The sequence below is a fragment of the Streptomyces sp. P6-2-1 genome (assembly GCF_050613165.1).
Classification (GTDB): Bacteria; Actinomycetota; Actinomycetes; order Streptomycetales; family Streptomycetaceae; genus Streptomyces.
This window is the reverse complement of the sequence record NZ_CP192513.1, coordinates 184,441-208,448: the sequence shown is the minus strand read 5'-3', so window position 1 is coordinate 208,448 and position 24,008 is coordinate 184,441. Positions and strand designations below refer to the sequence as shown.

General features: G+C 72.5%; 24 protein-coding genes. 14 read left to right on the top strand and 10 right to left on the bottom strand.

Going from position 1 to position 24,008, the window contains the following annotated elements; all coding sequences use genetic code 11:
* Positions 1-88 precede the first annotated feature (88 nt).
* Positions 89-1,552, top strand: a complete 1,464-nt coding sequence (locus ACQYWQ_RS00885; RefSeq protein WP_431031913.1) for an MFS transporter — start codon at positions 89-91, stop codon at positions 1,550-1,552.
* Positions 1,553-2,009: 457 nt separating this feature from the next.
* On the top strand, positions 2,010-2,132 hold the full coding sequence (gene ykgO, locus ACQYWQ_RS00880) for a type B 50S ribosomal protein L36 (RefSeq protein WP_010276268.1): 123 nt from the start codon (positions 2,010-2,012) through the stop codon (positions 2,130-2,132).
* A gap of 237 nt (positions 2,133-2,369) precedes the next feature.
* On the opposite strand, the gene ACQYWQ_RS00875 is transcribed toward ykgO, so the two are convergent.
* Positions 2,370-2,513, bottom strand: a complete 144-nt coding sequence (locus ACQYWQ_RS00875; RefSeq protein ID WP_431031912.1) for a hypothetical protein — start codon at positions 2,511-2,513, stop codon at positions 2,370-2,372.
* A 321-nt stretch (positions 2,514-2,834) separates the two neighbouring features.
* On the bottom strand, positions 2,835-3,245 hold the full coding sequence (locus tag ACQYWQ_RS00870) for an organic hydroperoxide resistance protein (protein WP_431031911.1): 411 nt from the start codon (positions 3,243-3,245) through the stop codon (positions 2,835-2,837).
* 128 nt (positions 3,246-3,373) lie between these two features.
* Between ACQYWQ_RS00870 and ACQYWQ_RS00865 the strand changes: the two genes are divergently transcribed.
* Entirely contained in the window at positions 3,374-3,910 is a 537-nt protein-coding gene (locus tag ACQYWQ_RS00865; RefSeq protein ID WP_431031910.1) for a MarR family winged helix-turn-helix transcriptional regulator, read from the top strand.
* Here the strand turns inward: ACQYWQ_RS00865 and ACQYWQ_RS00860 are convergent.
* Positions 3,902-4,513: a CGNR zinc finger domain-containing protein gene (locus ACQYWQ_RS00860; protein ID WP_431031909.1), complete on the bottom strand. Its 612-nt coding sequence runs from the start codon at positions 4,511-4,513 to the stop codon at positions 3,902-3,904. The two genes, ACQYWQ_RS00865 and ACQYWQ_RS00860, sit on opposite strands and share 9 nt — an antisense overlap.
* 93 nt (positions 4,514-4,606) lie before the next feature.
* On the opposite strand from ACQYWQ_RS00860, the gene ACQYWQ_RS00855 reads away from it, so the two are divergent.
* Positions 4,607-5,785, top strand: coding sequence for an MFS transporter (locus tag ACQYWQ_RS00855; protein WP_431031908.1), 1,179 nt, complete (start codon positions 4,607-4,609; stop codon positions 5,783-5,785).
* On the opposite strand, the gene ACQYWQ_RS00850 is transcribed toward ACQYWQ_RS00855, so the two are convergent.
* The 4 genes from ACQYWQ_RS00850 to ACQYWQ_RS00835 form a co-directional block, all read right to left on the bottom strand.
* Positions 5,763-6,503 carry a class I SAM-dependent methyltransferase gene (locus tag ACQYWQ_RS00850; protein WP_431031907.1) on the bottom strand — a complete coding sequence of 247 codons (741 nt, stop codon included), beginning with the start codon at positions 6,501-6,503 and terminating at the stop codon, positions 5,763-5,765. The two genes, ACQYWQ_RS00855 and ACQYWQ_RS00850, sit on opposite strands and share 23 nt — an antisense overlap.
* A 41-nt stretch (positions 6,504-6,544) precedes the next feature.
* On the bottom strand, positions 6,545-7,102 hold the full coding sequence (locus tag ACQYWQ_RS00845) for an isochorismatase family protein (RefSeq protein WP_431031906.1): 558 nt from the start codon (positions 7,100-7,102) through the stop codon (positions 6,545-6,547).
* A 50-nt stretch (positions 7,103-7,152) separates the two neighbouring features.
* Positions 7,153-7,797 (bottom strand): HD domain-containing protein, encoded by a 645-nt coding sequence (locus ACQYWQ_RS00840; protein WP_431031905.1) that lies wholly within the window; start codon positions 7,795-7,797, stop codon positions 7,153-7,155.
* 158 nt (positions 7,798-7,955) lie between these two features.
* Complete coding sequence (locus tag ACQYWQ_RS00835; RefSeq protein ID WP_431031904.1) at positions 7,956-9,752, bottom strand: ABC transporter ATP-binding protein; 1,797 nt, start codon at positions 9,750-9,752, stop codon at positions 7,956-7,958.
* A 245-nt stretch (positions 9,753-9,997) separates the two neighbouring features.
* On the opposite strand from ACQYWQ_RS00835, the gene ACQYWQ_RS00830 reads away from it, so the two are divergent.
* Positions 9,998-11,014: a Gfo/Idh/MocA family protein gene (locus ACQYWQ_RS00830; protein ID WP_431031903.1), complete on the top strand. Its 1,017-nt coding sequence runs from the start codon at positions 9,998-10,000 to the stop codon at positions 11,012-11,014.
* Positions 11,015-11,063: 49 nt separating this feature from the next.
* Here ACQYWQ_RS00830 and ACQYWQ_RS00825 read toward each other — a convergent pair whose 3' ends face one another.
* The 3 genes from ACQYWQ_RS00825 to ACQYWQ_RS00815 all read right to left on the bottom strand — a co-directional run bounded on the left by ACQYWQ_RS00825 (position 11,064) and on the right by ACQYWQ_RS00815 (position 15,135).
* Entirely contained in the window at positions 11,064-11,636 is a 573-nt protein-coding gene (locus tag ACQYWQ_RS00825) for a TetR/AcrR family transcriptional regulator (RefSeq protein ID WP_431031902.1), read from the bottom strand.
* A 79-nt stretch (positions 11,637-11,715) separates the two neighbouring features.
* Complete coding sequence (locus ACQYWQ_RS00820) at positions 11,716-13,206, bottom strand: MFS transporter (RefSeq protein WP_431031901.1); 1,491 nt, start codon at positions 13,204-13,206, stop codon at positions 11,716-11,718.
* A 162-nt stretch (positions 13,207-13,368) separates the two neighbouring features.
* On the bottom strand, positions 13,369-15,135 hold the full coding sequence (locus ACQYWQ_RS00815) for a glycosyl hydrolase family 28-related protein (RefSeq protein WP_431031900.1): 1,767 nt from the start codon (positions 15,133-15,135) through the stop codon (positions 13,369-13,371).
* 391 nt (positions 15,136-15,526) lie between these two features.
* On the opposite strand from ACQYWQ_RS00815, the gene ACQYWQ_RS00810 reads away from it, so the two are divergent.
* From ACQYWQ_RS00810 to ACQYWQ_RS00770, 9 genes are all read left to right on the top strand, one after another.
* Positions 15,527-16,540, top strand: coding sequence for a LacI family DNA-binding transcriptional regulator (locus tag ACQYWQ_RS00810; protein ID WP_431031899.1), 1,014 nt, complete (start codon positions 15,527-15,529; stop codon positions 16,538-16,540).
* Between the two features lie 630 nt (positions 16,541-17,170).
* Positions 17,171-18,529 (top strand): extracellular solute-binding protein, encoded by a 1,359-nt coding sequence (locus tag ACQYWQ_RS00805; protein ID WP_431031898.1) that lies wholly within the window; start codon positions 17,171-17,173, stop codon positions 18,527-18,529.
* Between the two features lie 7 nt (positions 18,530-18,536).
* Positions 18,537-19,499: a carbohydrate ABC transporter permease gene (locus ACQYWQ_RS00800; RefSeq protein WP_431031897.1), complete on the top strand. Its 963-nt coding sequence runs from the start codon at positions 18,537-18,539 to the stop codon at positions 19,497-19,499.
* Between the two features lie 15 nt (positions 19,500-19,514).
* Positions 19,515-20,474, top strand: coding sequence for a carbohydrate ABC transporter permease (locus tag ACQYWQ_RS00795; RefSeq protein ID WP_431031896.1), 960 nt, complete (start codon positions 19,515-19,517; stop codon positions 20,472-20,474).
* Between the two features lie 225 nt (positions 20,475-20,699).
* The gene (locus tag ACQYWQ_RS00790) at positions 20,700-22,310 is read left to right on the top strand and encodes a glycoside hydrolase family 13 protein (RefSeq protein ID WP_431031895.1); all 1,611 of its coding nucleotides are present in this window, start codon (positions 20,700-20,702) and stop codon (positions 22,308-22,310) included.
* Positions 22,311-22,575: 265 nt separating this feature from the next.
* Complete coding sequence (locus ACQYWQ_RS00785; RefSeq protein ID WP_431031894.1) at positions 22,576-22,815, top strand: DUF5133 domain-containing protein; 240 nt, start codon at positions 22,576-22,578, stop codon at positions 22,813-22,815.
* Between the two features lie 261 nt (positions 22,816-23,076).
* Positions 23,077-23,250 carry a hypothetical protein gene (locus ACQYWQ_RS00780; protein WP_431031893.1) on the top strand — a complete coding sequence of 58 codons (174 nt, stop codon included), beginning with the start codon at positions 23,077-23,079 and terminating at the stop codon, positions 23,248-23,250.
* Between the two features lie 10 nt (positions 23,251-23,260).
* A complete protein-coding gene (locus ACQYWQ_RS00775) occupies positions 23,261-23,497 on the top strand; it encodes a hypothetical protein (protein WP_431031892.1) in 237 nt (78 codons plus the stop codon).
* A gap of 88 nt (positions 23,498-23,585) precedes the next feature.
* A complete protein-coding gene (locus ACQYWQ_RS00770; RefSeq protein WP_431031891.1) occupies positions 23,586-23,948 on the top strand; it encodes a hypothetical protein in 363 nt (120 codons plus the stop codon).
* The last annotated feature ends 60 nt before the right edge of the window (positions 23,949-24,008 follow it).

Here is a 24,008-nt window from a genome sequence, read left to right as displayed (position 1 = left end):
CCACCGGCGGTGCGCGAGCGCGCGCACCGGCCCAGAATCGGGGTACGCGCAGCCCGTCCGAAGCGCAGTGCCGTACAGAGGAGTTCCCGTGGCCCAGCAGGAACCTGCTTCCCCGGCCCCGCAGGAGGCGTACACCCCGGACCCGGACCGGTGGAAGGCCCTCGCTGTCTGTCTGGTCGCCGGGTTCATGACCCTCCTCGACGTATCGATCGTGAACGTCGCGCTGCCCTCGATCCGTACCGGCCTCGACACCCCCGAGTCCGACCTCCAGTGGGTGCTGTCCGGGTACGCGCTCTCTTTCGGGCTCTTCCTCGTGCCCTCGGGCCGGCTCGGCGACGCACGCGGCAGGCGGCGCGTGTTCATGGCGGGGCTCGTCCTGTTCACCCTCGCCTCCGCCTCCTGCGGGGCCGCGCAGTCCAGCCTGTGGCTCGTCATCTCGCGGCTCGTGCAGGGGGTCGCGGGCGGGCTCGTCGCGCCGCAGATCTCGGCGCTCATTCAGCAGATGTTCCGGGGCAGGGAGCGCGGCAAGGCCTTCGGGGCCTTCGGCTCGGTCGTCGGCATCTCGACGGCGGTCGGGCCGCTGCTCGGCGGCCTCCTCATCCAGGCGGCGGGCGCCGATGAGGGCTGGCGGTGGGTCTTCTACGTGAACCTGCCGATCGGCGCGCTGTGCCTCGTCCTCGCCCACCGGCTGCTCCCCGACACGCCCGGCGCCCGCAAGGTGCGGCTGCGTGAACTCGACCCGCTGGGCGTCCTGCTGCTCGGGGCGGGGGTCGTCGCGCTCCTGCTCCCCTTCGTGCAGTCGCGGCAGTGGCCGGGGGACGAGAAGTACCTGCTGCTCGTGGCCGCCGCGGCGCTGCTCGCCGTCTTCGCGTGGTGGGAGAGCCGCTGCACCCGCGCGGGCGCGGAGCCCCTGCTCGATCTCGCGCTCTACCGGGTGCGCTCGTACTCGCTCGGCTCCTCGCTCGGCCTGCTCTACTTCGCCGGGTTCACGTCGATCTTCTTCGTCAGCACCCTGTACCTCCAGAGCGGGCTGCACTACACGGCGCTCCAGGCGGGGCTCACGCTCACGCCCTTCGCGCTCGGCTCGGGGCTCTCGGCGGGGATCGGCGGCAGGCTCGTCGACCGGCTCGGGCGCCCGCTCGTCGTCGTGGGGCTGCTCATGGTCGCGATCGGTCTCGCGGGTACCGCTTTCGCCGTCCACCAGGTGACGGGCAAGGGCATCGGCTGGGCCCTCATCGCCCCGCTGCTCTTCGCCGGGCTCGGCAGCGGCCTCGTCATCTCGCCGAACCAGACCCTCACCCTTTCGGAGGTACCGGTGCGCAGGGCGGGCAGCGCGGGCGGCGCTCTCCAGACGGGGCAGCGCGTCGGCTCGGCGATCGGCATCGCGGCCGTGGGCTCCGTCTTCTTCGGCCGCCTCGCTGACGACGGCTGGTCGAACGCCTACGACCACGGCCTCATCGTCTCGGTCGGCTTCGTCATCGCCGCGCTGCTCGTCGCGGTGGCGGACGTGGTGGCGGGACGGCGCGGGGCGGGGCGTACGGGGGAGCGGTGAGGCGGGACCCTTAAGGGACGGTCGAACGGTTCACCTAGGGGATCGGTGGGCCCCCCGGTGGGCCCAACGCGCGAGGTGCGACGGGGGTTCCGGGGGCCCGGGTTCCCCGGGTTCCAAAACGGGCCAGGGGCTCTCGGGGTCCCTGGGGTTCCAGAGAGGCCAGGGGCTCGCAGGTTCCAGAGGGGCCAGGGGCTCCCAGGTTTCCAGGGAGGGCCGTGGGCTCCCAGGGCTCCCAGGGTTCCTGGGGGCCCAAGGGCTCATGGGCTTCTCGGCTCCCGGGCCTCTCGGCTCCCGGGCTTCCCGGCTGGTTCCGGTGGCTCGCGCGGGTCGCGTGTATGGGGGCCAGGGGTTCCGGCGGCCCCGAGGGGGTGGGAATGCGTTGACCCCCGGCGTGGTTGTCATGGACATCGTCGGCTGGGTGTCCCCGTAGCCCCGCCCCGTTCCGAAAGGTGGCGCCGTGAAGGTACGCAACTCGCTCCGCGCCCTCAAGAACCGTCCGGGCTCCCAGGTGGTACGCCGGCGCGGCCGTGTCTACGTCCTCAACCGCAAGGACCCCCGGCAGAAGGCCCGCCAGGGCTGAGGCCGCCGGAGATCCGCGGTCGTTCCGCCGGAGCCCCGTACCCATGCGGTACGGGGCTCCGGCGCGTCCGGACCCGCTCAGGGCGGATGCCCCGGGCCCCGGGAGAAGGCCCGCCCCCGAGAGGAGGAGCAGCTGCTGTGCCGCCTGCTCCCGCGGCGGCTGACCGGGGACGCGCGATCACCGATTTCGGCCATGCGGATGTCGTGCGAGACGTGTCACGTCATGGGCGCGACCGCCTCAGCCGGGTCCCGGCCGCAGCCCCGCCCGCAACGCCGCCGTCGTCCCGGCCAGGGTGAGCGGCACCGTGAGCGGACCGAGCCGGGTGAAGGCGCCGAGCGAGGGGCGCTCGCCGTGCTCGTGCAGGACGCGGCGCCGCGGCAAGGTGGCGCGCGGGCCCGCGTACGTGAGGTTGGGCCCGAGGCTGACCCCGAGGACCGCGGCAGGGACCGGCCCGGCGCCGCCCGGAGCGACGATCGGCAGGAGCGCGAGGACGGCGGGGGGTTGTCGATCGCGTTGGCGCGCAGCAGACGCGAGACGAAGGAGTCCCCCGCGGGCGGGGGCGGATCAAGGTTCCCACCAGGAGCTACGCCGCGCGCGTGAAGCCCGGCCGGAGCGCCGCACACGTCCCTGGCCCGGTGCGCGAGGGGTGCGCACCGGGCCAGGGACGTGGTCCGTACGGGGCGGAGGGCCCCGTACGGCGGATCACTCGACGACGAGGTCCACCTCGATGTTGCCGCGCGTGGCCTTCGAGTACGGGCAGACCTGGTGGGCCTGCTCGACGAGCTTGCGGCCCGTCTCCTCGTCGATCGTGTCGGGAAGCTCGACGCGCAGGGTCACCTTGAGGCCGAAGGTCCCGCCGTCCTTGCCGATACCGACCTCGGCCGTGACGGAGGCCTCGCTCGTGTCGGCGCCGGCCTGCTTCGACACGAGACCGAGTGCGCTCGCGAAGCAGGCCGAGTACCCGGCGGCGAAGAGCTGCTCGGGGTTGGTGCCCTTGCCGTCGCCGCCGAGCGCGGGCGGCATCGCGAGCGCCAGGTCGAGCTGACCGTCCGAGCTGACCGCGCGCCCCTCGCGCCCGTTCGCCGTGGCCACCGCCGTGTAGATCGCGTCCATGAGAACCATCCCTTTTCGCTGTCGTGCTGTCGATGAGTGGCGGGCGTGCTGCCGTTGCCGTACGACGAGTAGAGCACACAATTAAGTTGTGCACAACTAAAATGGGGGCATGGCGTTAAGGTGGAGTCATGACAGACACGACAGCGGCCGGGGTGGCCGAGGAGGAGTTCCTGCGCCTCGACCGCCAGATCTGCTTCTCGCTCAACGCGGCCTCGCGCGCCTTCGGCGGCGTGTACAGGCTCGTGCTCAAGGACCTCGGGCTCACCTACCCGCAGTACCTCGCGATGCTCGTGCTGTGGGAGCACGGCGAGCTGCCCGTCAAACGCATCGGCGCGCTCCTGCGTCTCGACTCGGGGACGCTCTCGCCGCTGCTCAAGCGCCTGGAGGCGGCGGGGCTCGTACGGCGCGAACGCCTCGCGAGCGACGAGCGCTCCGTCGCCGTCCGCCTGACCCCCGAGGGCACGGCCCTGCGCGTCCGCGCCCTGCGCGTGCCGCGCGCCATCGCCGCGGCCACCGGGCTCGGCCTCGACGAGATCGAGGACCTGCACGCGCGCCTCGGCCGTCTCACCGAGGCGCTGGACCGCGCGGCGGCCAACGGCCTGGCGGACGAGGGGGCGGCGGGCCTGGCGGGGCACTCGGCGGAGGAACCCGAACCCTCAACCTGAGGTCGAGCCCCGCGGGGGCCTGCGCGCGCGGTGCGCCGCCACGCGTTCCCTCGTCGCGCAGCGCCGCGAGCAGTAGCGCCGGGTCGGTCCCGCGCCGTACGGGATCAGGACGCGCGCACAGCCCCGCGCCGCGCAGACGGCGCCCGGCGGTCCCTGCCGCTCCCACACCACGGTCAGCAGTGCGAGCGCCGAGGTGGCGCGGAACCACTCGTCCCACGGCGCCTCGTCGGCGGAGTCGATGTGCGGGTGCCAGGGCGCGTCGCCGTCGTGCGAGGTGAGCCGCAGGGGACCCGCGCACCGCGCGAGCAGCGCGTTGAGCCGCCGGACGGCCGATTCCGTGTCCGGCGCCGTCAGCACGTCGCGCACCTCGTCGGCGGCCATCCGCAGCCCCGCGACATCCGCCGCGGTGAGCCGCACCGGCGGTCGTTCCCCGTAGTCCAGGAGGACGGCGGCGACCTCGCGGGGGCCCGCCCCGTCCACGTGCAGCGCGTTGACCACCGCCACCGTCCGCGCCGCGACCCGCCCCCCGGCGAGTCTGCCCAGCCACTCCGCCCGCTCCAGGCCCGCCGCCCGGACCCGCCGCAGCCTCTCGGCCCGCTCCATCCCGCACCCCTTCCGTCCTCGCGGATATAACGCCGTCCTCGCGGCTGTAACGCTACTGGCAGGCTTCTTCGTTACGTCCCTACGCTCCCCGCCATGCCACCCCGCCCGTCCCCGCTCGCCCGCCACCTCCTCGCCGCCGCCCTCGCCCGGACGGGGGACGAGATGGCGGGACCCGCGCTGCTGCTGCTCGCGCTGGGGGTCACCGGGGGTCCCGCCCGCGCGGGCGGCCTCTTCGGGGCGCTCCTCCTGAGCGCGGCACTCGGCGGCCCCGTACTCGGCGCGCTGCTCGACCGGGCACCGCGCCCAGGCCACGTGCTCGCCGCCGCGCTCGCCGGGTACGCGGCCGGGCTCGCGCTCCTGCTCCTGGGAATCGGCCGGGCCCCATACCCGCTTCTCCTCGCGCTCGCCTTCCTCACCGGGCTCCTCGGCCCGGCCCTCTCCGGCGGCTGGACCTCGCGCGTCCCCGACCTCGTCCCGCCCGCCGCTCTCCCGCGCGCCGCCGCCCTGGACGCGCTCGGCTTCACGGCCGCGAGCCTCCTCGGCCCCGCCCTCGCGGGCCTGTGCGCGAGCCTCGCGGGAGCGCCCGTCTCCGTCGCGACGGCCCTGGTCCTCGTCCTCCTCGCCGCGCCCGCCGCACTCCGCCTCCCGCCGTCCACCACCCCGGCTCACGCGCCCCGCCTGCGCGCCGAACTCCGCGCGGGCGTCCGCGCCCTGCGCACCACCCGCCCCCTCGCCCGCGCCACCGTCGTGAGCACGGTCTCCTGCGCCGGGCAGGGCGTGTTCGTCACCTGCGCCCCGCTGCTCGGGGCGCGGCTCGTCGGCGGCGCCGCGCACGGCACGTCGCTCCTGGCACTGAGCGCCGCGTCGGCGCTCGCGGCGGGTGCCGCCCTCGCGCGCAGGCCCACCGCGCTGCCCCCGGACACGGTCATCGGCGCGAGCGTCCTGGTCCTCGCCGCCGCGAAGCCGCTCGCCGCCATCCCCTCGCCGTGGGCCCTCGTCGCCGCCGTCCTGCTCACCGGTGCGGGCGAGGGCCCGCAGCTCACCGCGCTCCTCGCGATCCGGCACAGGGACGCGCCGCCCCGCCTGCGCGGCCAGGTCTTCACGACCGGAGCGAGCCTCAAGATCACGGCCTTCGCCCTCGGTGCCACCCTCGCGGGCGTCCTGGCGGCCCACTCCCTGACGGCGGCTCTGCTCGCCGCCGCGGTCCTCGACCTCGGCGCGGGCGTCGCGTTTCACGCCCTGCGCCCGGCTACGGGCGCCGCGCGACCGTGATGATCTCGGGACCCGCTTCCCCCACCGCCGCCAGGTCCCAGTCCCCGTACTGCTCCTCCACCACGAAGCCCGCCCCCGCGAGGAAACCGTTCAGCGCGGCCACCCCCAGGAAGCGCAGGCTCTCGCCGAAGACCCGGAGCACCGTGCCCTCCGTGTCGGTGAGAACCCCCCGGAACGTCACCACGTCCCCGACGACGGAGTCGACGTCGTGTCCGTACCGCAGCGCCCGTCCCGCACCGTCCACCAGATCCGTCACGTCGTCCGGATTCGCCGGGGTCCACCGCTCCCAGGCCCGCGCCCCGGGGTGCCGCGTCTCGAAGGCGAATCGTCCCCCCGGGCGCAGGGCGCCGTGGATCGCCGCGAGCGAGGCCCGTACCTCGTCGTCGGTCAGCAGGGTCTGGAAAGCGTGCCCCGTCATGGTCGCGAGGGCGAAACCCGCACCCCGCGGCGCGTCCACCGCCCTGCCCCCGACCCACGCGATGTCGTCCCGCCGTCGTGCCCGCTCCAGTGCCGCCCCGTCGGGGTCGAGCCCGAGCAGCCGCCCCCGGTGCCCCCGCTCCCGCGCGAGCGTCAGCATGGCCCCGGTACCGCACCCGACGTCGATGACCGCGTCCGCGCCCATGACGAGAGGATGGTAGAAGCCGTCGCAGGTGTTCCGCTCGGGGTCCCAGGGGTTCAGCAGGTCGTAGAGCGCCGCGGCGTCGCTGTCCGAGTACACGCGGGGAAGTGTTCTCCGCGCCCGGGCGCGTGGGCAACCCGTTATCCGGCGGTGAAGACCACTTCCGCCGCCGCGACCGTCCCCCCGGCCCGCCCGGGGGCCGCCTGCCGCGACCAGTACAGATTGGTGTGCGCGATGATCGCGGCAGGCCCGGGGACACCCTCGGCGCCCGTGTCCTGCGTCGTGTGCGCGTCGGCGACGAGTGTCACGTCGTAGCCGCGCGCGAAGCCGCCGTGGAGTGTCGAGCGGACGCACACGTCGGTCGCGGCGCCCGTGACGACGATCCGGCCGACGCCCTCCGCGGCGAGAGTGGACTCCAGCTCCGTCGCCTCGAAGGCGTCCGCGTACTCCTTGTCGAGCAGCGCCTCACCCGGCAGCGGCACGAGCGTGGGGACGAGCCGCCACGCGGGGGTGCCCGGGACCAGCTCACCGTCCTGGTGCCGCACCCACACCACCGGAGCCCCCGCACCCCGCGCCCGCTCCACGAGCCCGGCGAGCGTCCGCACCACCTCGTCACGCCGATGGGCCCGTGCCACGACCCCGTTCTGCATGTCGACGACGAGGAGCGCGGTGCGGGGACGGTTCGCCAGTGTGGTCATGCCGACGAGACTAGGGTGAGGTGCGATGCGGGCGCCCGGCAATTACCGTGTCAGTCCTGCCACTTCGAACTCTCGATCAGCGTCACGAAGTCGCCCCGCTCGAAGCCCGGCACGAAGTGCTCCAGGACGTCCGCCTTCACGTTCCCGAACGTCGTCTCCGGCTTCGGCGCGATGCCCTCGGTGAAGGCCGCGAGGATGCGGCGCTTGAAGTCGGGGCGCGGGTGGAGGGCGACCACCTCGGCGCGCTGCCCGGCCGTCAGGTCCTCGTACCCGATGCCGAGGACGTCGTACTCGACCCCCGCCGTCACGAGGGCCACCTCGGGCTCCATGAACTCCGGGATGCCGGGCGTCGTGTGCAGCGCGATCGCCGTCCAGACCCTGCGCACACTGTCCTCGGGGACTCCGTGCGTGTGCAGGAAGGCGCGCGCCTCCTCGGCGCCGTCCACCTCGAAGCGGCGCCCGCTCTCGCGATGGCGCGGGAGCAGCCCCAGGTCGTGGAACATCGCGCCCACGTAGAGCAGCTCGGGATCGAAGCTCAGCCCCCTGCGCCGCCCCTGGAGCGCGCCGAAGAAGTACACGCGCCGCGAGTGGTCGTAGATCAGGTCGTCGGTCGCCTCGCGCACCAGCGCGGTCGCCTCGCGCGCGAGACGGGTGTCGGGGACCCGTACTCCTGCGGGGGCCTGCTCCTCGGTCATGCCGCTCCTCGTCATCAGGGAGCCGGGCGGGTGCCCGGTACACGGCGGGCACTTCCCCCGGGACGCCCGCCGTCTCCCGCCGCCCGCCCGAAACCCTCCGGCCGGGCGACGGGAGCGGAGCCGTACGGCCGCACGGGGCACGGCCCGGCACGGCCCCCTCAGCGGCTGTACGCGCGCGGCTGGAGCGTCGTCGCGTACGGCCCCGTACCGGCGAGCAGCTCCTCGTGCGTGCCGACCTCCACGAGCCGCCCGTGGTCCATCACCACGATGCGGTCGGCGTCCTGGATCGTCGAGAGCCGGTGCGCGACGACGAACACCGTGCGCCCGCGCATGAGGCGTTCGAGGGCCTCCTGGACGAGCGCCTCCGACTGGTTGTCGAGCGCCGAAGTCGCCTCGTCCAGGACGAGGACCCTCGGGTCGCGCACGAGGGCGCGCGCGATCGCGAGCCGCTGCTTCTGGCCGCCGGACAGGCGCGCGCCCCTCGCCCCGACGACCGTCTCGACGCCCTGCGGCATCCGGTCGACGAACTCCAGCGCGTTCGCGGCCGCGAGCGCCGCGCGGATCTTCTCGTCCGGCACCTCGCCGTCCATCCCGTACGAGACGTTCTCGCGGATCGACCCCTCGAAGAGGATCGACTCCTGCGGCACGACGGACAGGAACTTCCGGTAGGTGCGCAGGTCGAGGCCGGCGATGTCCTCACCGTCGAGAAGGATGCGCCCCGCGGTCGGCCTGATGAACCCGATCACGAGGTTGAGCACGGTCGACTTGCCCGCCCCCGAGCCGCCCACCAGCGCGACCGTCTCACCGGCCCGCACCGACAGGCTGAAATCACGCACCGAGTGCTCGGCGGCGTCCGGGTAGCGGAAACCCACCTTGTCGAAGGTGAAGCTCCCCGTCACCTCGCCCGCGTCCGTCTTGCCCTCGTTCACCTCCAGGTCGGGCGCCTGGAGCACCTCGCCGACCGAACGCACCGACTCCAGGCCGCGCGAGACGATCGGCATGAGGTTGAGCAAGGCGGTCAGCGAGGCCGTCAGACCCGTGAAGAAGGTGCTGATCATGACGACGTCACCCGGCGAGATCCCGAAGAGGCCGTAGTACGCGACGGCCGCCGAGCCCGACAGGAAGGCCACCGCCATCACGTTGAGCAGAATCCACGACAGCGCGCCGAAGCGGCCGCCCAGCATGTCGAGCCGGAAACCTGCCGTCAGGACCCGCTGGAGCGAGGAGTCCACGCGGCGCAGCGCGGTGCGCTCCAGGCCGTGGGCCCGCGTGATGGGTATCAATGTGGTCATCTCGCCGACCCTGGCCGACAATTGCTCCACCTCCACCCGGAACGCCTCGTTGTCCGCGCGGATACGGCCGCGCAGGCGCCGTACGAGCAGCGCGGCGAGCGGCACCACGACGAGGAAGAGGGGCAGCGCGATCGGTGCCTGGAAACCGATGACAGCGAGCCCGCCCAGGAGCGTCATGACCGCGCCCAGGCCGTTGTTGGCGGTCTGCTGGAGCATCGTCTCCAGCGCCTCCACATCGCGCACCACCTTCGTCTGGAGCACCTCGGCGCTCACGCGCGAGTGGTACCCGATCGACAGGTGCTGCATGCGGTGGCACAGCGCGCCGCGCAGTTCGGTGCCCGTGCGGCGGATCGACAAGCTCAGCAGCTTGGCGAAGTACATGTTGAGGGGGAAGTTGAGAAGGAGGACGAAGAGGACGGCCGCCGTGTTCCACCACAGCTCGGAGACCGGCTTGCGGTCCACGACGACGTCGATGATGCGGGCCGTCACCAGCGGCAGCAGCCATACGGGTATGTGCTTGACGGCGAAGACGAGCACGGCGAGCGTCAGCCGGCCCCGGTCGGGGCGCAGCAGGTAGCCCAGTGTGCGCAGCGGATGCTCACCGACGTAGGCGTGGTCGAGTGGCGGCTTCCGCACCGCGGAGGGCGGAGGGTTCTGCCTCAAGAGCTCTGATGTCCTTCCAAGGAAGAAGCTCGATCGAACAGGTCCCTATCCTCCTCCTGTCCACGTCGGCGCAGACAGGGGGCGCCCGGCATCCGGACGGTACGTGCCGTGCGCGCGCCGGAGACCGGACGGTACGCGCCCCCGCGCCGGAGCCCGCTGCCGCCCCGCGGGCCTCGGCGCGCGGCCCCGGGTGATCTACGCTGGCCGCCGGGCAGACACGCGAGGGTCAGTCAGGAGGCCAGCGGATGGGTGAGGCACTGGGAGTCGCGGTGCTCGGCGCCGGGCACATGGGCGCCGACCACGTACGGCGCATCGACCGGGTGGTGAGCGGCGCGCGGGTCGCCGCCGTCGCGGACCCGGACCAGGGCAGGGCGCGCGCAGTGGCGGGGGACCTGCCGGGGTGCACCCTGCACACCGACGCGCTCGCCGCGCTCGACGCGCCCGGCGTCGAAGCGGTGCTCATCGCCTCGCCCGCCGAGGCCCACGAGGCCGCGCTCCTCGGCTGCTTCGAGCGCGGACTGCCCGTCCTGTGCGAGAAGCCGCTCGCCCCCGACGCGCGCGGCGCGCTGCGGCTCGCCGAAGCGGAGGCCGCGAGCGGCGGGCGGCTCGCGCGCGTCGGCTTCATGCGCCGCTACGACCCCGAGTACCGCGCCCTGAAGGACCTGCTCGACGGCGGCAAACTCGGCCGCCCCCTCATGCTGCACTGCACCCACCGCAACGTCTCCTCGCCCCCGTACTTCACCTCCGAGATGCTCATCGGCAGCTCGGTCTCGCACGAGATCGACGCGGCCCGCTGGCTGCTCGGCGAGGAGATCGACGCCGTCACCGTGCTGCGCCCCCGCTCCACCGCACACGCCCCGCAGGGCCTGACCGACCCGCAGTTCGTCGTCATGGAGACCAGCGGCGGCGCCCTCGTCGACGTCGAGATCTACGTCAACTCCGGCTTCGGCTACCAGGTGCGCTGCGAGGCCGTGTGCGAGGGCGGCAGCGCGCGCATCGGCGAGGACCGCGCGATGCTCGTCGAGTCGGCGGCCGGCGCCGGGCAGGAGATCGCGCGGGACTACCTCACACGCTTCGCCGACGCGTACGACACGGAGGTGCGGGACTGGGTCGACGCGGTCCGCGCGGGCGCCCCCACGAGCGGTCCGAGCGTGTGGGACGGGTACGTCGCGAGCGTCGTCGCCGAAGCGGGTATCGCCTCGTTCCACTCCGGCGAACGGGTCCCCGTACGACGCGCGCCGATGCCGGGCATCTACGCCTGAACGGGCGCGCCACGGCCGGACGCGGGCACGAGGCCGCGCGCCCGTCCGCTCACTCCCACGCCTTCGCCAGCCGCGCCGCGTGGGCACGCAGGGCGGCCGCGTCCGGCGCGGGGGAGCCGCCCATGACGAGCAGCACCACGGGCCCGCACAGCTCGGCCGCGGCGAAAGGGCCCTCGGGCACTCCGCCGAGCCGCCCGCGCACCCGGGCGAGCACCTCGCGGGCCGGGCCGCCGAGCAGATCGGCCGCGGCGACGAGCTTGCCCACCTCGGGATCGTGCTGCGCCTCGCCGAGCAGCGCCCGGTAGGCGGCCCCCGCGTCCGCGCCGGTCAGGAAGGCGGCGAGCGCGGTGAGGAAGGCGGTGAGCTGTTCCACCGGCTCGGCGTCGTCGTCCGGGACCGTCAGCTCCTTGGACACGTCCGCCGCGCATGCCTCGATGAGGATGTGCGCCTTCGTCGGCCACCAGCGGTAGACCGTCATGCGGCCGACGCCCGCGCGTTCCGCGATGCCCTTCATGGTCATCGCGGCGTAGCCGACGTCCACGAGCAGGTCGTCGACGGCGTGGAGCACCGCGAGTCGTGCGGCCTCGCTGCGCGGGCGGCCGGGGGCGGCGGAACCGGTCATGCGGACAGGGTAGCGATCCCCCGGGGCCGCGCGCCCGGCCCCGGGCCTCTCCCGTGCCGCCGTACGGACTCCCGCCGCCTCACGCCGCGGCGCGGGCCCGGCGGTGGGCGCCCGTGACACTCCCCACCACGAGAGCACCGGCGACGAGCGTGACGAGGGCGGCGGCGCGCAGCGCGGTGTCGGCCCCCTGCGTGAACGCCGCGGTGATCGAGGCGTGCTCGCCCGGGGCCAGTGCCAGCGCCTGCGAGACGGTGCGCGGGGCGGGGCTCTCGTGGCTGAGCCCGGCGGGCAGGTGGTGGAGGAAGCCCGCCGTGAGGATCGTGCCGACGACGGCGACACCGAGCGCGCTGCCCAGTTCACGGGTCGCGGACTGGAGACCGCCCGCGATACCCGCGCGTTCCAGCGGCAGCCCGGCCGCGATCTCGGCGGTCAGTGCGGGCACGGCGAGCATGATGCCGAGGCCGACGACGAAGAGGCAGGCGCCGTACCACGGGTAGGCGCGGTCCGCCGTGAAGGAGAGCCCGGTGAGCCCCGCGCTCGTGATCACGAAGGCGGCCGAGAGGGTCGCGGGCACCCCGAAGCGCCTGACGAGCGCGGGGACGTGACGGCTGCCGAGGAGCAGCGGGATCGTCACGGGGATGATGCCGACGCCCGCGTGCAGCACGGACCAGCCGCGCCCGTACTGGAGCAGCGAGGCGTTGATGTAGAAGAGCCCGAAGTTGCCGAAGAACGCGACGGTCATGCCGAGCGCCGCCCCGGCGAGCCGCGCCTCGCGGAACAGGCGCGGGTCGAGCATCGGGTGCCGTACCCGCAGCTCGGTGAGGACCCACGCCATGCCGAGGACGAGGCAGGCGGCGAACGCGGCGACGACGGTGAGGCTCGACCAGCCCTTCGCGGGCCCCTCGATGATGCCGAGCAGCAGCGCGATCACCGCGCCGACGAACAGGGCCGTGCCGGGTATGTCGAGCCTTCGCGCGTGCCGCGCGCTGCGCGGCGTGACCGCGGCCGCCCAGACCAGGCAGGCCACGGCGACGACGGCGACGGCCACGAACAGCGCCCGCCACGAGCCGCCGAGCAGGGCGCCGCCGCCCAGGTTGCCGACGACCCCGCCGATGCCGGTCGCGGCGGCCCAGACCGCGAGGGCGTGGCCGCGCCGCTCGGGGGCCGTGGCGTGGAGCAGGACCCCGACACAGTTCGGCAGGACGCAGGCCGCGCCGAGACCCGTGAGCGCGCGGCCGCCGAGCATGACAGCGACGTTCGGTGCCACGGCGGAGACGAGCGCGCCCGCGGCCACGACGGCGAGACCGGTCAGCAGGGTCCCCTTGCGGCCGAATTTGTCGCCCGCGGCCCCGGCCGGGATGACGAGGCAGGCGAAGACGACGACGTAGGCGTCGACGATCCACAGGAGCTGGTCGGCGGAGGGATGGAGCGAGGAAGCGGCGAGCCGGGGCACGGCGAGATTGATCGCGGCGACGAAGCCGACGACGAGAGCGGTGCAGACGCTCAGGCAGGCCAGCACCAGCCCCTGCCGGTGCGCGGGCACGGCGGGGCGGTCCACGGTGGAGGTCACGGAGGTTCCTTCCCGTACTGATTTCGAGACATCGTGTATCGAAAAAGTACCACGCATGCGGTGCACGATGTCTCGCAATAAGCAGGGGAGACGGGTGCGGCCCCGTCCCCGCACCAGTCGGTACGGGAACGGGGCCGCGTCAACGGGCCTCCGCAGAGGCCACTACCGCGGCTCGGGCCACGTCGTGCAGTCGTCCCACGTCGTGTCCCAGCCGCTGTTGTCGCCCGTGTCGTCGAGCGTGAAGGTGCCGCTGCCCTCAGGGAAGGGGCAGTTGTACGTGCCGGCCGCGCCGACCCCGCTCGCGTGCACCCCGCCGATCGCCACCTGGCCGGGGGTCTCCGCCTGGACGACGACGGTTCCCGCCGTGTCCACCGTCGCCCCGTCGACCGTCACGTTGCGTACCGCCTTGCCCGTGCCGCCGCCCGAGACGAACTCGAAGGCGCTGTACGGGCTGTCGGTGAAGGTGGTGTCGGTGATGTTCACCTGCGCCTCGATGTCGCTGTCGTACGCGTCGACCCGCAGCGCGCCCATCGGGTGCTGCCAGTTGGGGTTGATCGCGCCGGTGCGCACGAGCGTGTTGCCCGAGACGTCGATGGTCCCGGCGAGCGGGAAGAACGGATCGGCGAACTTCTGGTTGGAGATCGCGATGCCGCTGCCGAGCGCGTTGGTGTCGGAGATCAGGTTGTTGCTCACCGTGATGTCGGTGCCGCCGTAGATCGCGATGCCGTTGGCGAGGTTGGGCTGCGAGATGGTGTTCGCGTCGAAGACCGAGCCCGTGTCCGGTGCGTTGAGCGACCACATCGCCAGCGCGTCGTCGCCGTTGTTGCGCAGGAAGTTCTGCCGCACCTTGACGTTCTTCGCGCTGCCGTTGAGGTTGAGGCCGTCCGCCGTGGTGTCGATGATGCGGTTGTTCTCGACCACGAGGTCGTCGTTGTTCCCGGTGAGCCACAGCCCGACCTTGAGGTGCTGGAGCCACATCCCGGAGACCGACGAGTCCGGGCCGAGCGAGCCGTTGACGAAGTTGTCGGGGCTGGAGTCGTTGCGCTCGGTGACCTCGCCGATGACGGCGAAGTCCTTGATGTGGGCCCCGCCGGCCGCGCTCGACTGGTTGATGAAGCTGGAGGAGTGCACGACGGAGTACCAGCTCCCCGCCCCCTGGAGGGTCACGTCCTCGACGCCGCTGAGCGAGGAGTTCACCGCGTAGTCCCCCGGCGGAATCCACACCGTGCCGCCCTTCGCCGCCGCGATCGCCTCGCGGAACGCCTGCGTCGCGTCGCCCTGCCCGCTCGGGTCGGCGCCGTGGTCGACGACGGAGACCGAGCCCGCGGGCTGCGTAGCGGCCGGGGTGACCTGCTCGAAGTCCGCGACGTCGACCGTCACTTCGGCGGAGGCGGTGAGCGTCACGGTGTCGCCGGCCGCGAGGTCCTGGCCGAGCAGGACGCGCGCGTTGTCGAGCAGGTGGTGCGTGGTGGCGCCCGCGATCCACGGGGTGTCCACGTAGGAGTACTTCGATGTGAGCGCGAGCTTCGCCTCGCTCGCCTGCCCGTTGACGGCTATCGCGAGGTTCCCGGTCTGCCCGTCGGCGATGTTGTACGCGACGGTGAGCGCGTTCGCCGCGGCGGGCGCGGTGAAGGTGATGCTCTGCCCCGCACCGAGCCGGACCGCGCGCCGCCCGGAGGACTCGGAGGCGAGGGTGCCCTGGGTGTAGTCGGGCCCTATGACGCTGCCCTCGCTCTCGGCGTCCTCGGCCTCGACGGAGGTGAAGGGGAGCGAGGCGCCCGCCGCTGCCGCCGCGGGTTCCGGCGCCACGGGGCGGGGAGCGGCGCTCGCTGTGGGGGCGAGCAGGGCCGCGGTGGTGGCCGCCGCCGCGACGGCGACGGCGAGGGGGACCAGCCGACGGCGAGGCGAGGTGGAGATGGTCATGGGCATGTCATGAGGGGCGGCGGTGCGTTTGTCGCTGGCACGCATGGAGTGGTGCGCCTTCCTGTGGGGGAGGGGCGCCCGCCGTGGGCACGGCGGGGCGGCCTAGGCGGGGCTCACCCTAGGTGTGTCGTACGTGTCACAGCAAGGCATCAACAAGGTTTCGTGAATTCCTGCTGACGTGGTGGAAGTTTTCGAAGGTCGTACATCCTGCGGGCACCAGGTTCGGGACCAGCCGGTTTCCCTCCCCCGCTCCGCATGCCCTTCTTCCGGGGGGCTTCCAGGAGGGCCGACCTGCCGCTCGGTGCCGTGCGGCGCGTGCTGTCGCTCGGGTGCGCGCTGGAAACACATCACCGCACGACGTCGGATACCGAGCAAGAGTTGCGTTAATCTTGCGGTCATGACGCGACGAATTGCTCAGGTGGCCAAGAAGGTCGGGGTCAGCGAAGCAACGGTGAGCCGGGTGCTCAACGGGCGGCCCGGCGTCGCCGAGGCCACCCGGCAGTCCGTGCTGACGGCCCTCGACGTCCTCGGTTACGAGCGGCCGACCCAGCTGCGCGGGGAGCGTGCCCGCCTCGTGGGGCTCGTCCTGCCCGAACTCCAGAACCCGATCTTCCCCGCCTTCGCCGAGGTGATCGGCGGCACGCTCGCCCAGCAGGGGCTGACCCCGGTGCTCTGCACCCAGACCAAGGGCGGGGTCTCCGAGGCCGACTACATCGAACTCCTTCTGCAACAGCAGGTGTCCGGGGTGGTGTTCGCGGGCGGCGCCTACGCCCAGGCCGACGCCTCGCACGAGCACTACCGGGTCCTGGCCGACCGGAAGATCCCCGTGGTGCTCATCAACGCCGCCATAGAGACCCTCGGTTTCCGTACCGTCTCCTGCGACGACGGCGTGGCGCTCGAACAGGCGTGGCGCCACCTCGCCTCGCTCGGTCACGAGCGCATCGGTCTCGTGCTCGGCCCCGAGGGGCACATGCCCTCGCGGCGCAAGCTCGTGATGGCCCGCGCGGTCGCGCGCGCGGCGGGGAGCGAACTCCCGCCCGAGCGCGTGGTGCGTGCGATGTTCTCGCTGGAGGGCGGACAGGCCGCCGCTTCGCGCCTGCTCGACCAGGGCGTCACCGGGATCATCTGCGCGAGCGACCCGCTCGCCCTCGGCGCGGTGCGCGCGGCCCGCAGGCGCGGCCTCGACGTCCCCGGGCAGGTCTCCGTCGTCGGTTACGACGACTCGGCCTTCATGAACTGCGCGGAGCCGCCGCTCACCACCGTGCGTCAGCCCATCGAGGCGATGGGCCGTGCCGCCGTGGAACTCCTGAGCCTCCAGATCGGCGGGCGCACCGTGCCCCCGGGCGAGCTGCTCTTCGAACCCGAACTCGTCGTGCGCGGCTCCACGGCACAGGCCCCGCGCCACGACTGAACGGGACGCGCGGCACAGGCCGGGCGGGGCGGTACAGGGTCGGGACAAGCGGGGCGGATTCGGGACAGGCGGTACGGGCTCGGGGCGGACACCAGGAACATGGCGTCCGCCCCGAACCCGTACCGCCCCCCTTGTCCGAGACGCCTCGCGCCGTCAAGGCCCCGGACAGTGCGGAGTCGGTAACTTTCAGAGCACCGTCCGGTCTCCGTCAGGTCTTCGCTCCTGAGCGCGCACTCCGGGGCGTGTCCATCCGGTCGCCCACGAGCGGGGGGAGTGACGCGTTCCACGCCCCGCGGAGAAACATTCCGGGGCACTCTGTGGAGGCCGTCGTCCCGCTCGGCCCGGAGCCCGCCGTTTCCGGTGCCGTGCCAGGTCGCGGCGGGGGCGCGACCGCCGAACCCGCTGCTCAGGGGCCCCGGTCCGACGCCCGTGCGCGGGCCGGGAGCACGAGGGGCCGGCGGTCGCGTACGAGCAACCCGTCCGCCTCTCCGCCCTCGGCCGCATCCACGCTGCTGTCAAAGAATTGCGAAATCGCGGCGACATCTTGCGGACATTCGTGGTTAGTGATTGAGTGAGCGCCGCCACACAGCGAAGCAGCTGTGGGTTTCCCATCCCTAGAGGGGTCCACCGATGAGAAGCTCCGGGTTCCGCCGTACTTGTACCGTCGCCGTTGTGTCCGCCCTGGCGCTGACAAGCCTTGCCGCCTGTGGCTCGGACGACGACGACAAGGGCGGCTCCGCCGACGGCAAGACGAAGATCACCGTCAACTGCGAGCCGCCCAAGAGCGCCAAGATCGACCGGCAGAGCTTCGAGGACGACATCGCGGCGTTCGAGAAGGCCAACAAGGACATCGACGTCACCGCGCACGACGCCTTCCCCTGCCAGGACCCCAAGACCTTCGACGCCAAGCTCGCCGGCGGCCAGATGGAGGACGTGTTCTACACGTACTTCACGGACGCCAAGCACGTCGTGGACATCAACCAGGCAGCCGACCTGACGCCGTACGTCAAGGACCTCAAGTGGTTCCAGGACATCCGGCAGGAACTGCGCGACGTCTACACCGTCGACGGCAAGGTCTACGGCGTACCGCGCACCAACTACTCGATGGGCCTCATCTACAACAAGGCGCTCTTCAAGAAGGCCGGTCTCGACCCCGACAAGCCCCCGGCCACGTGGGAAGAGGTCCAGGCCGCCGCCAAGAAGATCGCCGCTCTCGGCAACGGCACCGTCGGCTACGCCGACTACAGCGCCCAGAACCAGGGCGGCTGGCACTTCGGCGCCGAGATCTACTCGCAGGGCGGCTCCCTCGTCACCGAGGACGGCAAGAAGTCCGCGGTCAACACCCCCGAGGGCAAGGCCGTGCTCCAGAACCTCAAGGACATGCGCTGGCGCGACAACTCGATGGGGAGCAAGCAGCTGCTCATCATCAACGACGTGCAGCAGATGATGGGCTCCGGCAAGCTCGGCATGTACCTCTCGGCCCCGGACAACATCCCGATCCTCGTCAAGGAGAAGGGCGCGAAGTACGAGGACCTCGGCCTCGCGGCCATGCCCGGCGGCAAGGGCACCCTCGCCGGCGGCGACGGCTACATGTTCAACAAGAAGGCCACGCCCGCGCAGATCAAGGCCGGTCTGAAGTTCCTGGAGTTCCAGACCAACACCCCCGGTGAGGGCCTGAACAACTGGAAGCGCGCCGCCGACAACAAGGCCCCCGTCGGTCTGCCCGAGCCGCGCCTGTGGACCGGTGAGCGCGACCAGAAGGACCTCGCGCTGAAGAAGCAGTACGCCAATATGCCGGTCGAGAACTACCAGGCGTTCATCGACGGCGCCGACACCGTCAAGCCGAAGCTGGAGCCGGCCAACGCCCAGCAGATCTACACCGTCCTCGACGCCGTCGTCTCCTCCGTCCTGACCAAGAAGGACGCCGACATCGACAAGCTCCTCAAGGACGCGGACACCAAGATCAACGGCATTCTCGCCCGAGGCTGACCACCCCATGAAGACTGCTCAGGCACCTCAGCGGTCCGCCGCGGCGCCGCCCCCCGCCTTCAGGGGGGCGGCCCGCCCGGCGGGCCACGGGCGCGCCGACCGGCTGCGCCGCGCCCTCGTCCACAACCTCCGCGCCTACGCCTTCCTCATCGGGGGCATCATCTGTTTCGCGGTGTTCTCGTGGTACCCCGCGATCCGCGCGATCATCATCTCGTTCCAGAAGTACATCCCCGGCTCCGACCCGGAGTGGGTGGGCTTCGACAACTTCACGGCGGTCTTCCACGACCCGGAGTTCGCGACCGCCTGGAAGAACACGGCGATGTTCACCGTGTTCGCCCTGGTCATCGGCTTCGCCGTGCCCTTCCTCATGGCGCTGGTCCTCAACGAGCTGCGCCACGCGAAGAGCTTCTTCCGGATCGTCGTCTACCTCCCAGTGATGATCCCCCCGGTCGTGAGCGCGCTGCTGTGGAAGTGGTTCTACGACCCCGAGGCGGGGTTGATCAACGAGGTCCTGCGCTTTCTCCATCTGCCCACTTCGGACTGGATCTTCAGCGCCGACACCGCCCTCGTCTCCCTCGTCCTCGTCTCGACCTGGGCGAACATGGGCGGCACCGTCCTCATCTACCTCGCGGCGCTCCAGGGCATCCCCGGGGAGCTGTACGAGGCGGCCGAACTCGACGGCGCCAACATCTTCCAGCGCGTACGGCACGTCACGATCCCGCAGACGCGTTTCGTGATGCTCATGCTGATGCTCCTCCAGATCATCGCCACGATGCAGGTGTTCACCGAACCCTTCGTCATCACAGGCGGTGGCCCCGAGGCATCCACCACCACCGTGCTCTACCTGATCTACAAGTACGCCTTCAGCTACCAGAACTTCGGCGGGGCCTGCGCCCTGAGCGCGATGCTCCTCGTACTGCTCAGCCTGTTCTCCGCGGTTTACCTGTGGCTCACCCGGACCAAGGACTGAGAGGAGACCGCGCAGATGACCGCCGTCCTGCCGCCCACCGAAGCGGCCCCCGTGCCCCCCACGCGCCGCGACAAGCGCCGCGAGAAGCGTGACAACGGGCCGTCCATCCGCACCCTTGTCTCGCCGCTGGCCCTCGCCAGCACCAAGGGCAAGGTCCTGTACTGGACGTTCTTCTCGCTCATCGTGATCGCCTTCGCGCTCGCCTTCCTCTTCCCCGTGTACTGGATGGTCACCGGGGCGGCGAAGCCCGCGGACGAGCTGACCCAGACGCCGCCCACGCTGTTCCCGGAGCACTGGCAGTTCTCCAACTACACGGACGCGTGGGACCAGATGGACCTGCCCACGCACCTGTGGAACACCGTCGTGCAGGCCTTCGGCGCCTGGGCACTCCAGATCGTCTTCTGCACCGCGGCCGCGTACTCGCTCTCCAAGCTGAAGCCCGCCTTCGGCAAGGTCGTGCTCGGCGGCATCCTGGCGACCCTCATGGTGCCCGCCCAGGCGATGCTGGTGCCCAAGTACCTCACCGTCGCCGACCTGCCGCTCATCCACACGAGCCTGCTCAACGACCCGCTCGGCATCTGGCTCCCGGCCGTCGCCAACGCCTTCAACCTGTATCTGCTCAAGAACTTCTTCGACCAGATACCGCGGGACGTCCTGGAGGCCGCCGAGATCGACGGGGCCGGCAAGCTCCGTCAGCTCTGGTCGATCCTGCTGCCGATGTCCCGGCCCGTACTCGCCGTCGTCTCCATCCTCGGCCTGGTCGCGGTCTGGCAGGACTTCCTCTGGCCGCTCATGGTCTTCTCGGACACCGACAAGCAGCCCATCAGCGTGGCGCTCGTGCAGTTCTCGCAGAACATCTCGCAGTCCACGCAGATCGGCGCGATGGTCATCGCCTCGATCCCGATGCTCCTGGTCTTCCTGGTCTTCCAGCGGCACATCATCGCCGGTATCTCCGCCGGTTCCACCAAGGGCTGACGACCGCACAGGACCGGCCCCCGCGGCGGGGCCGGTCCGGAGCCCTCCCCCCGCCCTGCGCGCCGCCGCCCTCTCCTCCGACCCCGCTGCGGGGGCGGTGGCGCGCAGCCCAGGACGTACCGGCCCGGCGCCGTACCGGCGCCCCCGTACCGACTGGGGAATGACACCGCCCCACGTCACGGCGCCGCGGGCACGACCCGCCGACGCCCGAAAGGACATACAACGATGGAAGGCAGCTCCCGGGAGCCCGCAGGGCCCGACTGGTGGCGTTCCGCCGTCATCTACCAGGTCTATCCGCGCAGTTTCGCGGACGGCAACGGCGACGGCACCGGCGACCTGGCGGGTGTCCGCGCCAAGCTGCCGTACCTCGCCGAACTCGGTGTCGACGCGATCTGGTTCACCCCCTGGTACCTCTCGCCGCTCGCCGACGGCGGTTACGACGTCGCCGACTACCGCACCATCGACCCGGCCTTCGGCACCCTCGCCGAGGCCGAGAAGCTCATCGGCGAGGCCCGCGCGCTGGGCATCCGCACCATCGTCGACATCGTCCCCAACCACGTCTCCGACCAGCACGCCTGGTTCCGGGCCGCGCTCAAGGCGGGCCCGGGCAGCCCGGAGCGGGAGCGCTTCCACTTCCGGGCCGGGCGCGGCGAGCACGGCGAACTGCCGCCCAACGACTGGCCCTCGCAGTTCTCGGGGGAGACCTGGACCCGGGTCGAGGACGGCGAGTGGTACCTCCACCTCTTCACGCCGCAGCAGCCCGACCTCAACTGGGACCACCCCGACGTCCGCAAGGAGCACGAGGACGTCCTGCGCTTCTGGTTCGAGCGGGGTGTCGCCGGAGTACGGATCGACTCCGCCGCCCTCGTCGCGAAGGACCCGGCGCTGCCCGACTACGTCGAGGGCGTCGACCCCAACCCGTACATCGACCGCGACGAACTCCACGACATCTACCGCTCCTGGCGCCGCGTCGCCGACGAGTACGGGGGTGTCTTCGTGGGCGAGGTGTGGATGCCGGACGCCGAGCGCTTCGCGCGCTACCTGCGCCCCGACGAACTGCACACCGCCTTCAACTTCAACTTCATGAGCTGTCCCTGGGACCGTGACCAGCTCCGCGAGGCCATCGACAGCACCCTCGCCGAGCACGCCCCGGTGGGCGCCCCCGCGACCTGGGTGCTGTGCAACCACGACGTGACCCGCACCGTGACCCGCTACGGTCGCGCCGATGACACCGGCTTCGCCTTCGAGCGCAAGCGCTTCGGTGTGCCGAGCGACCTCGCGCTCGGCACCCGCAGGGCCCGTGCCGCCGCCCTGCTCTCGCTCGCGCTGCCCGGCTCCGTCTACCTCTACCAGGGCGAGGAACTGGGCCTGCCCGAGGCGGACATCCCCCGCGACCGCATCCAGGACCCGATGTACTTCCGCTCCGAGGGCGTCGACCCCGGCCGTGACGGCTGCCGCGTCCCGCTCCCGTGGACCGCCGAAGCGCCGTACAGCGGCTTCGGCTCCACGCGGGAGCCCTGGCTCCCGCAGCCCGACGGCTGGTCGGCCTACGCCGCCGACGTCCAGGCCGGGGACCCCGGCTCGATGCTCTCGCTCTACCGCGCGGCGATCCGGCTGCGCGCGAGCGAGGGGGGCTTCGGCGACGGGCCCATCGAGTGGCTCCCCGAGACGCCGGGCGTACTCGCCTTCGCGCGTCCCGGCGGGCTCCTGTGCCTCGTCAACCTCGGCACCGAGCCCGTCGCGCTGCCCGCGCACGAGCGCGTCCTGCTCGCGAGCGGCCCGCTCGACGAGGGCGGACTGCTCCCCACGGACACGGCGGTGTGGCTGCGGCGCTGAGCCGCGAAGCTCCGGGACGGCCCGGGTGCGCGCCTGACCGCGCGCCCGGGCCGTCCCGGGAGGGGCAGACGCAGGCAGGGCGCCGGAGGCGACACCGGCGCCCTGCCACCGGACGGGTGCGCACGGGATGCGGGGGCGCCCGGTGGGGGAGAGGATGACCGGCGGTGCCGGTCTCCTGGCCGTGCCCCTCCCGTATCCGTCCCGGGGAGCACGTCCCCGGGCCCCGCCGCACGCCACGGCGGTTCCCCGCCGGAGTACCCCGCTCATGTCCCTGTCCCAGGACGCGCTGCTCGACGGCCTCCTCCGCCGCTACCGCCACCAAGCGCAGCGGGTCCGCCGTGCCCCCGCCGACCTGCGCGCACGCCGCCGTCTCGAAGAGACGGCGGACGCGCTGCGCGTCCTCACCGGGCGCCGCACGACCGCCGACGCCCTGGCCCACGTACGGCGCGGCACCTGCCGGGGGCTCCTCGGCCGGCCGCGGAACGAGCCCGCGAACACCGTGTGACTCACGTCACAGGATTGTGCGAGGATGGGTGGGGCACAAGCACCTCGACGCACGCTCGGGACCGACCTTCCCCCCGGTCGCCCGAGTTGCCGGCGGCCCCGCCGCCCTTCTTCCCCCGAGGGCACGGCGGGGCCGCGTTTCGTGGCCCTTCTCGCGTCGGCCCCGCACCTCCCGCTCCGTACCAGCGCTTTCGTATGACCGCCGTCCGCGCGGGTACCCGAACGCGGTCCCCACCGGACGCGAAGCGAAAGGAGAGCCGCCGTGCACGACAGCGCAGCGCACCCCACCCCGACACCCACCCCGCCCCCGCCCCCCGAGGGCGAGGTGCGCACCCATCTCAGCGGCCACCCGCGGCAGGAGAACGCGGAGGCCGAGGCCCCGCAGCCGCCCGACCCCGAGTGGCCCGCGGGGAACGTCGTACGGGGACTGGACTGAGGAGACGCGCATGGGTGAGAAACCGCCGAAGGCCCCCGGGGAGCACGGCCGCCCCCCGGTGCCCAGAGACCTGCCCGACCAGCAGCGCACCCCCGGCGAGGACCCGCTCGACGTGGCCCCGCCCCCCTCGCGCGACGGCAGCGAGGAAGTGCCCGACACCGACGAGGGCGGTACGGGACGCCGTGGCCACCCGCACACGGGGGACGCCCACGGGACGGGGCCCGCGCCGCAGGAATCCAGCGGCTGACGGCCCCGGTCGCGCCGCCGTGCCCGGCGGCGCACGCTGGAGGAGAAGCGGGGAAAGGCCACCGTGCCCTGACGACGGGAGCACCATCATGGATCAGGATCAGTCCGCACAGGTCGTCGTGGAGCTTCAGGACTGCTCGGCGCGCGACGCCGACGCGGTCCTCACCGCCCTGGCCGGAGCCTTCGGCACCGACCGCGCGGCGAGCGACACCCCGAGCGAGACACCGGGGGAGCGCCCCACGGTCTGGAGCGCCACCTTCGACACCTCCGACCGCAGGGGCCACACCTCACCGATGCGCATCGACGCCGCGCTCGATCTCACCGCGCAGGGCGGCTACCACGCGGTCACCGACCTCAAGGAAGCCCTCGACGAGGTCTACGCGGTCGAGGTGCTCGGCTCGGCCTCGGGCGACCAGGAGAAGGAGATCCAGCTGAGGCTGGCCCCGGCCTGAACCGCCCGTCCGTGCCGGCGGACGGGCGGCCCGGCCGGAGCGCCCGGGTCTCCCCGTGAT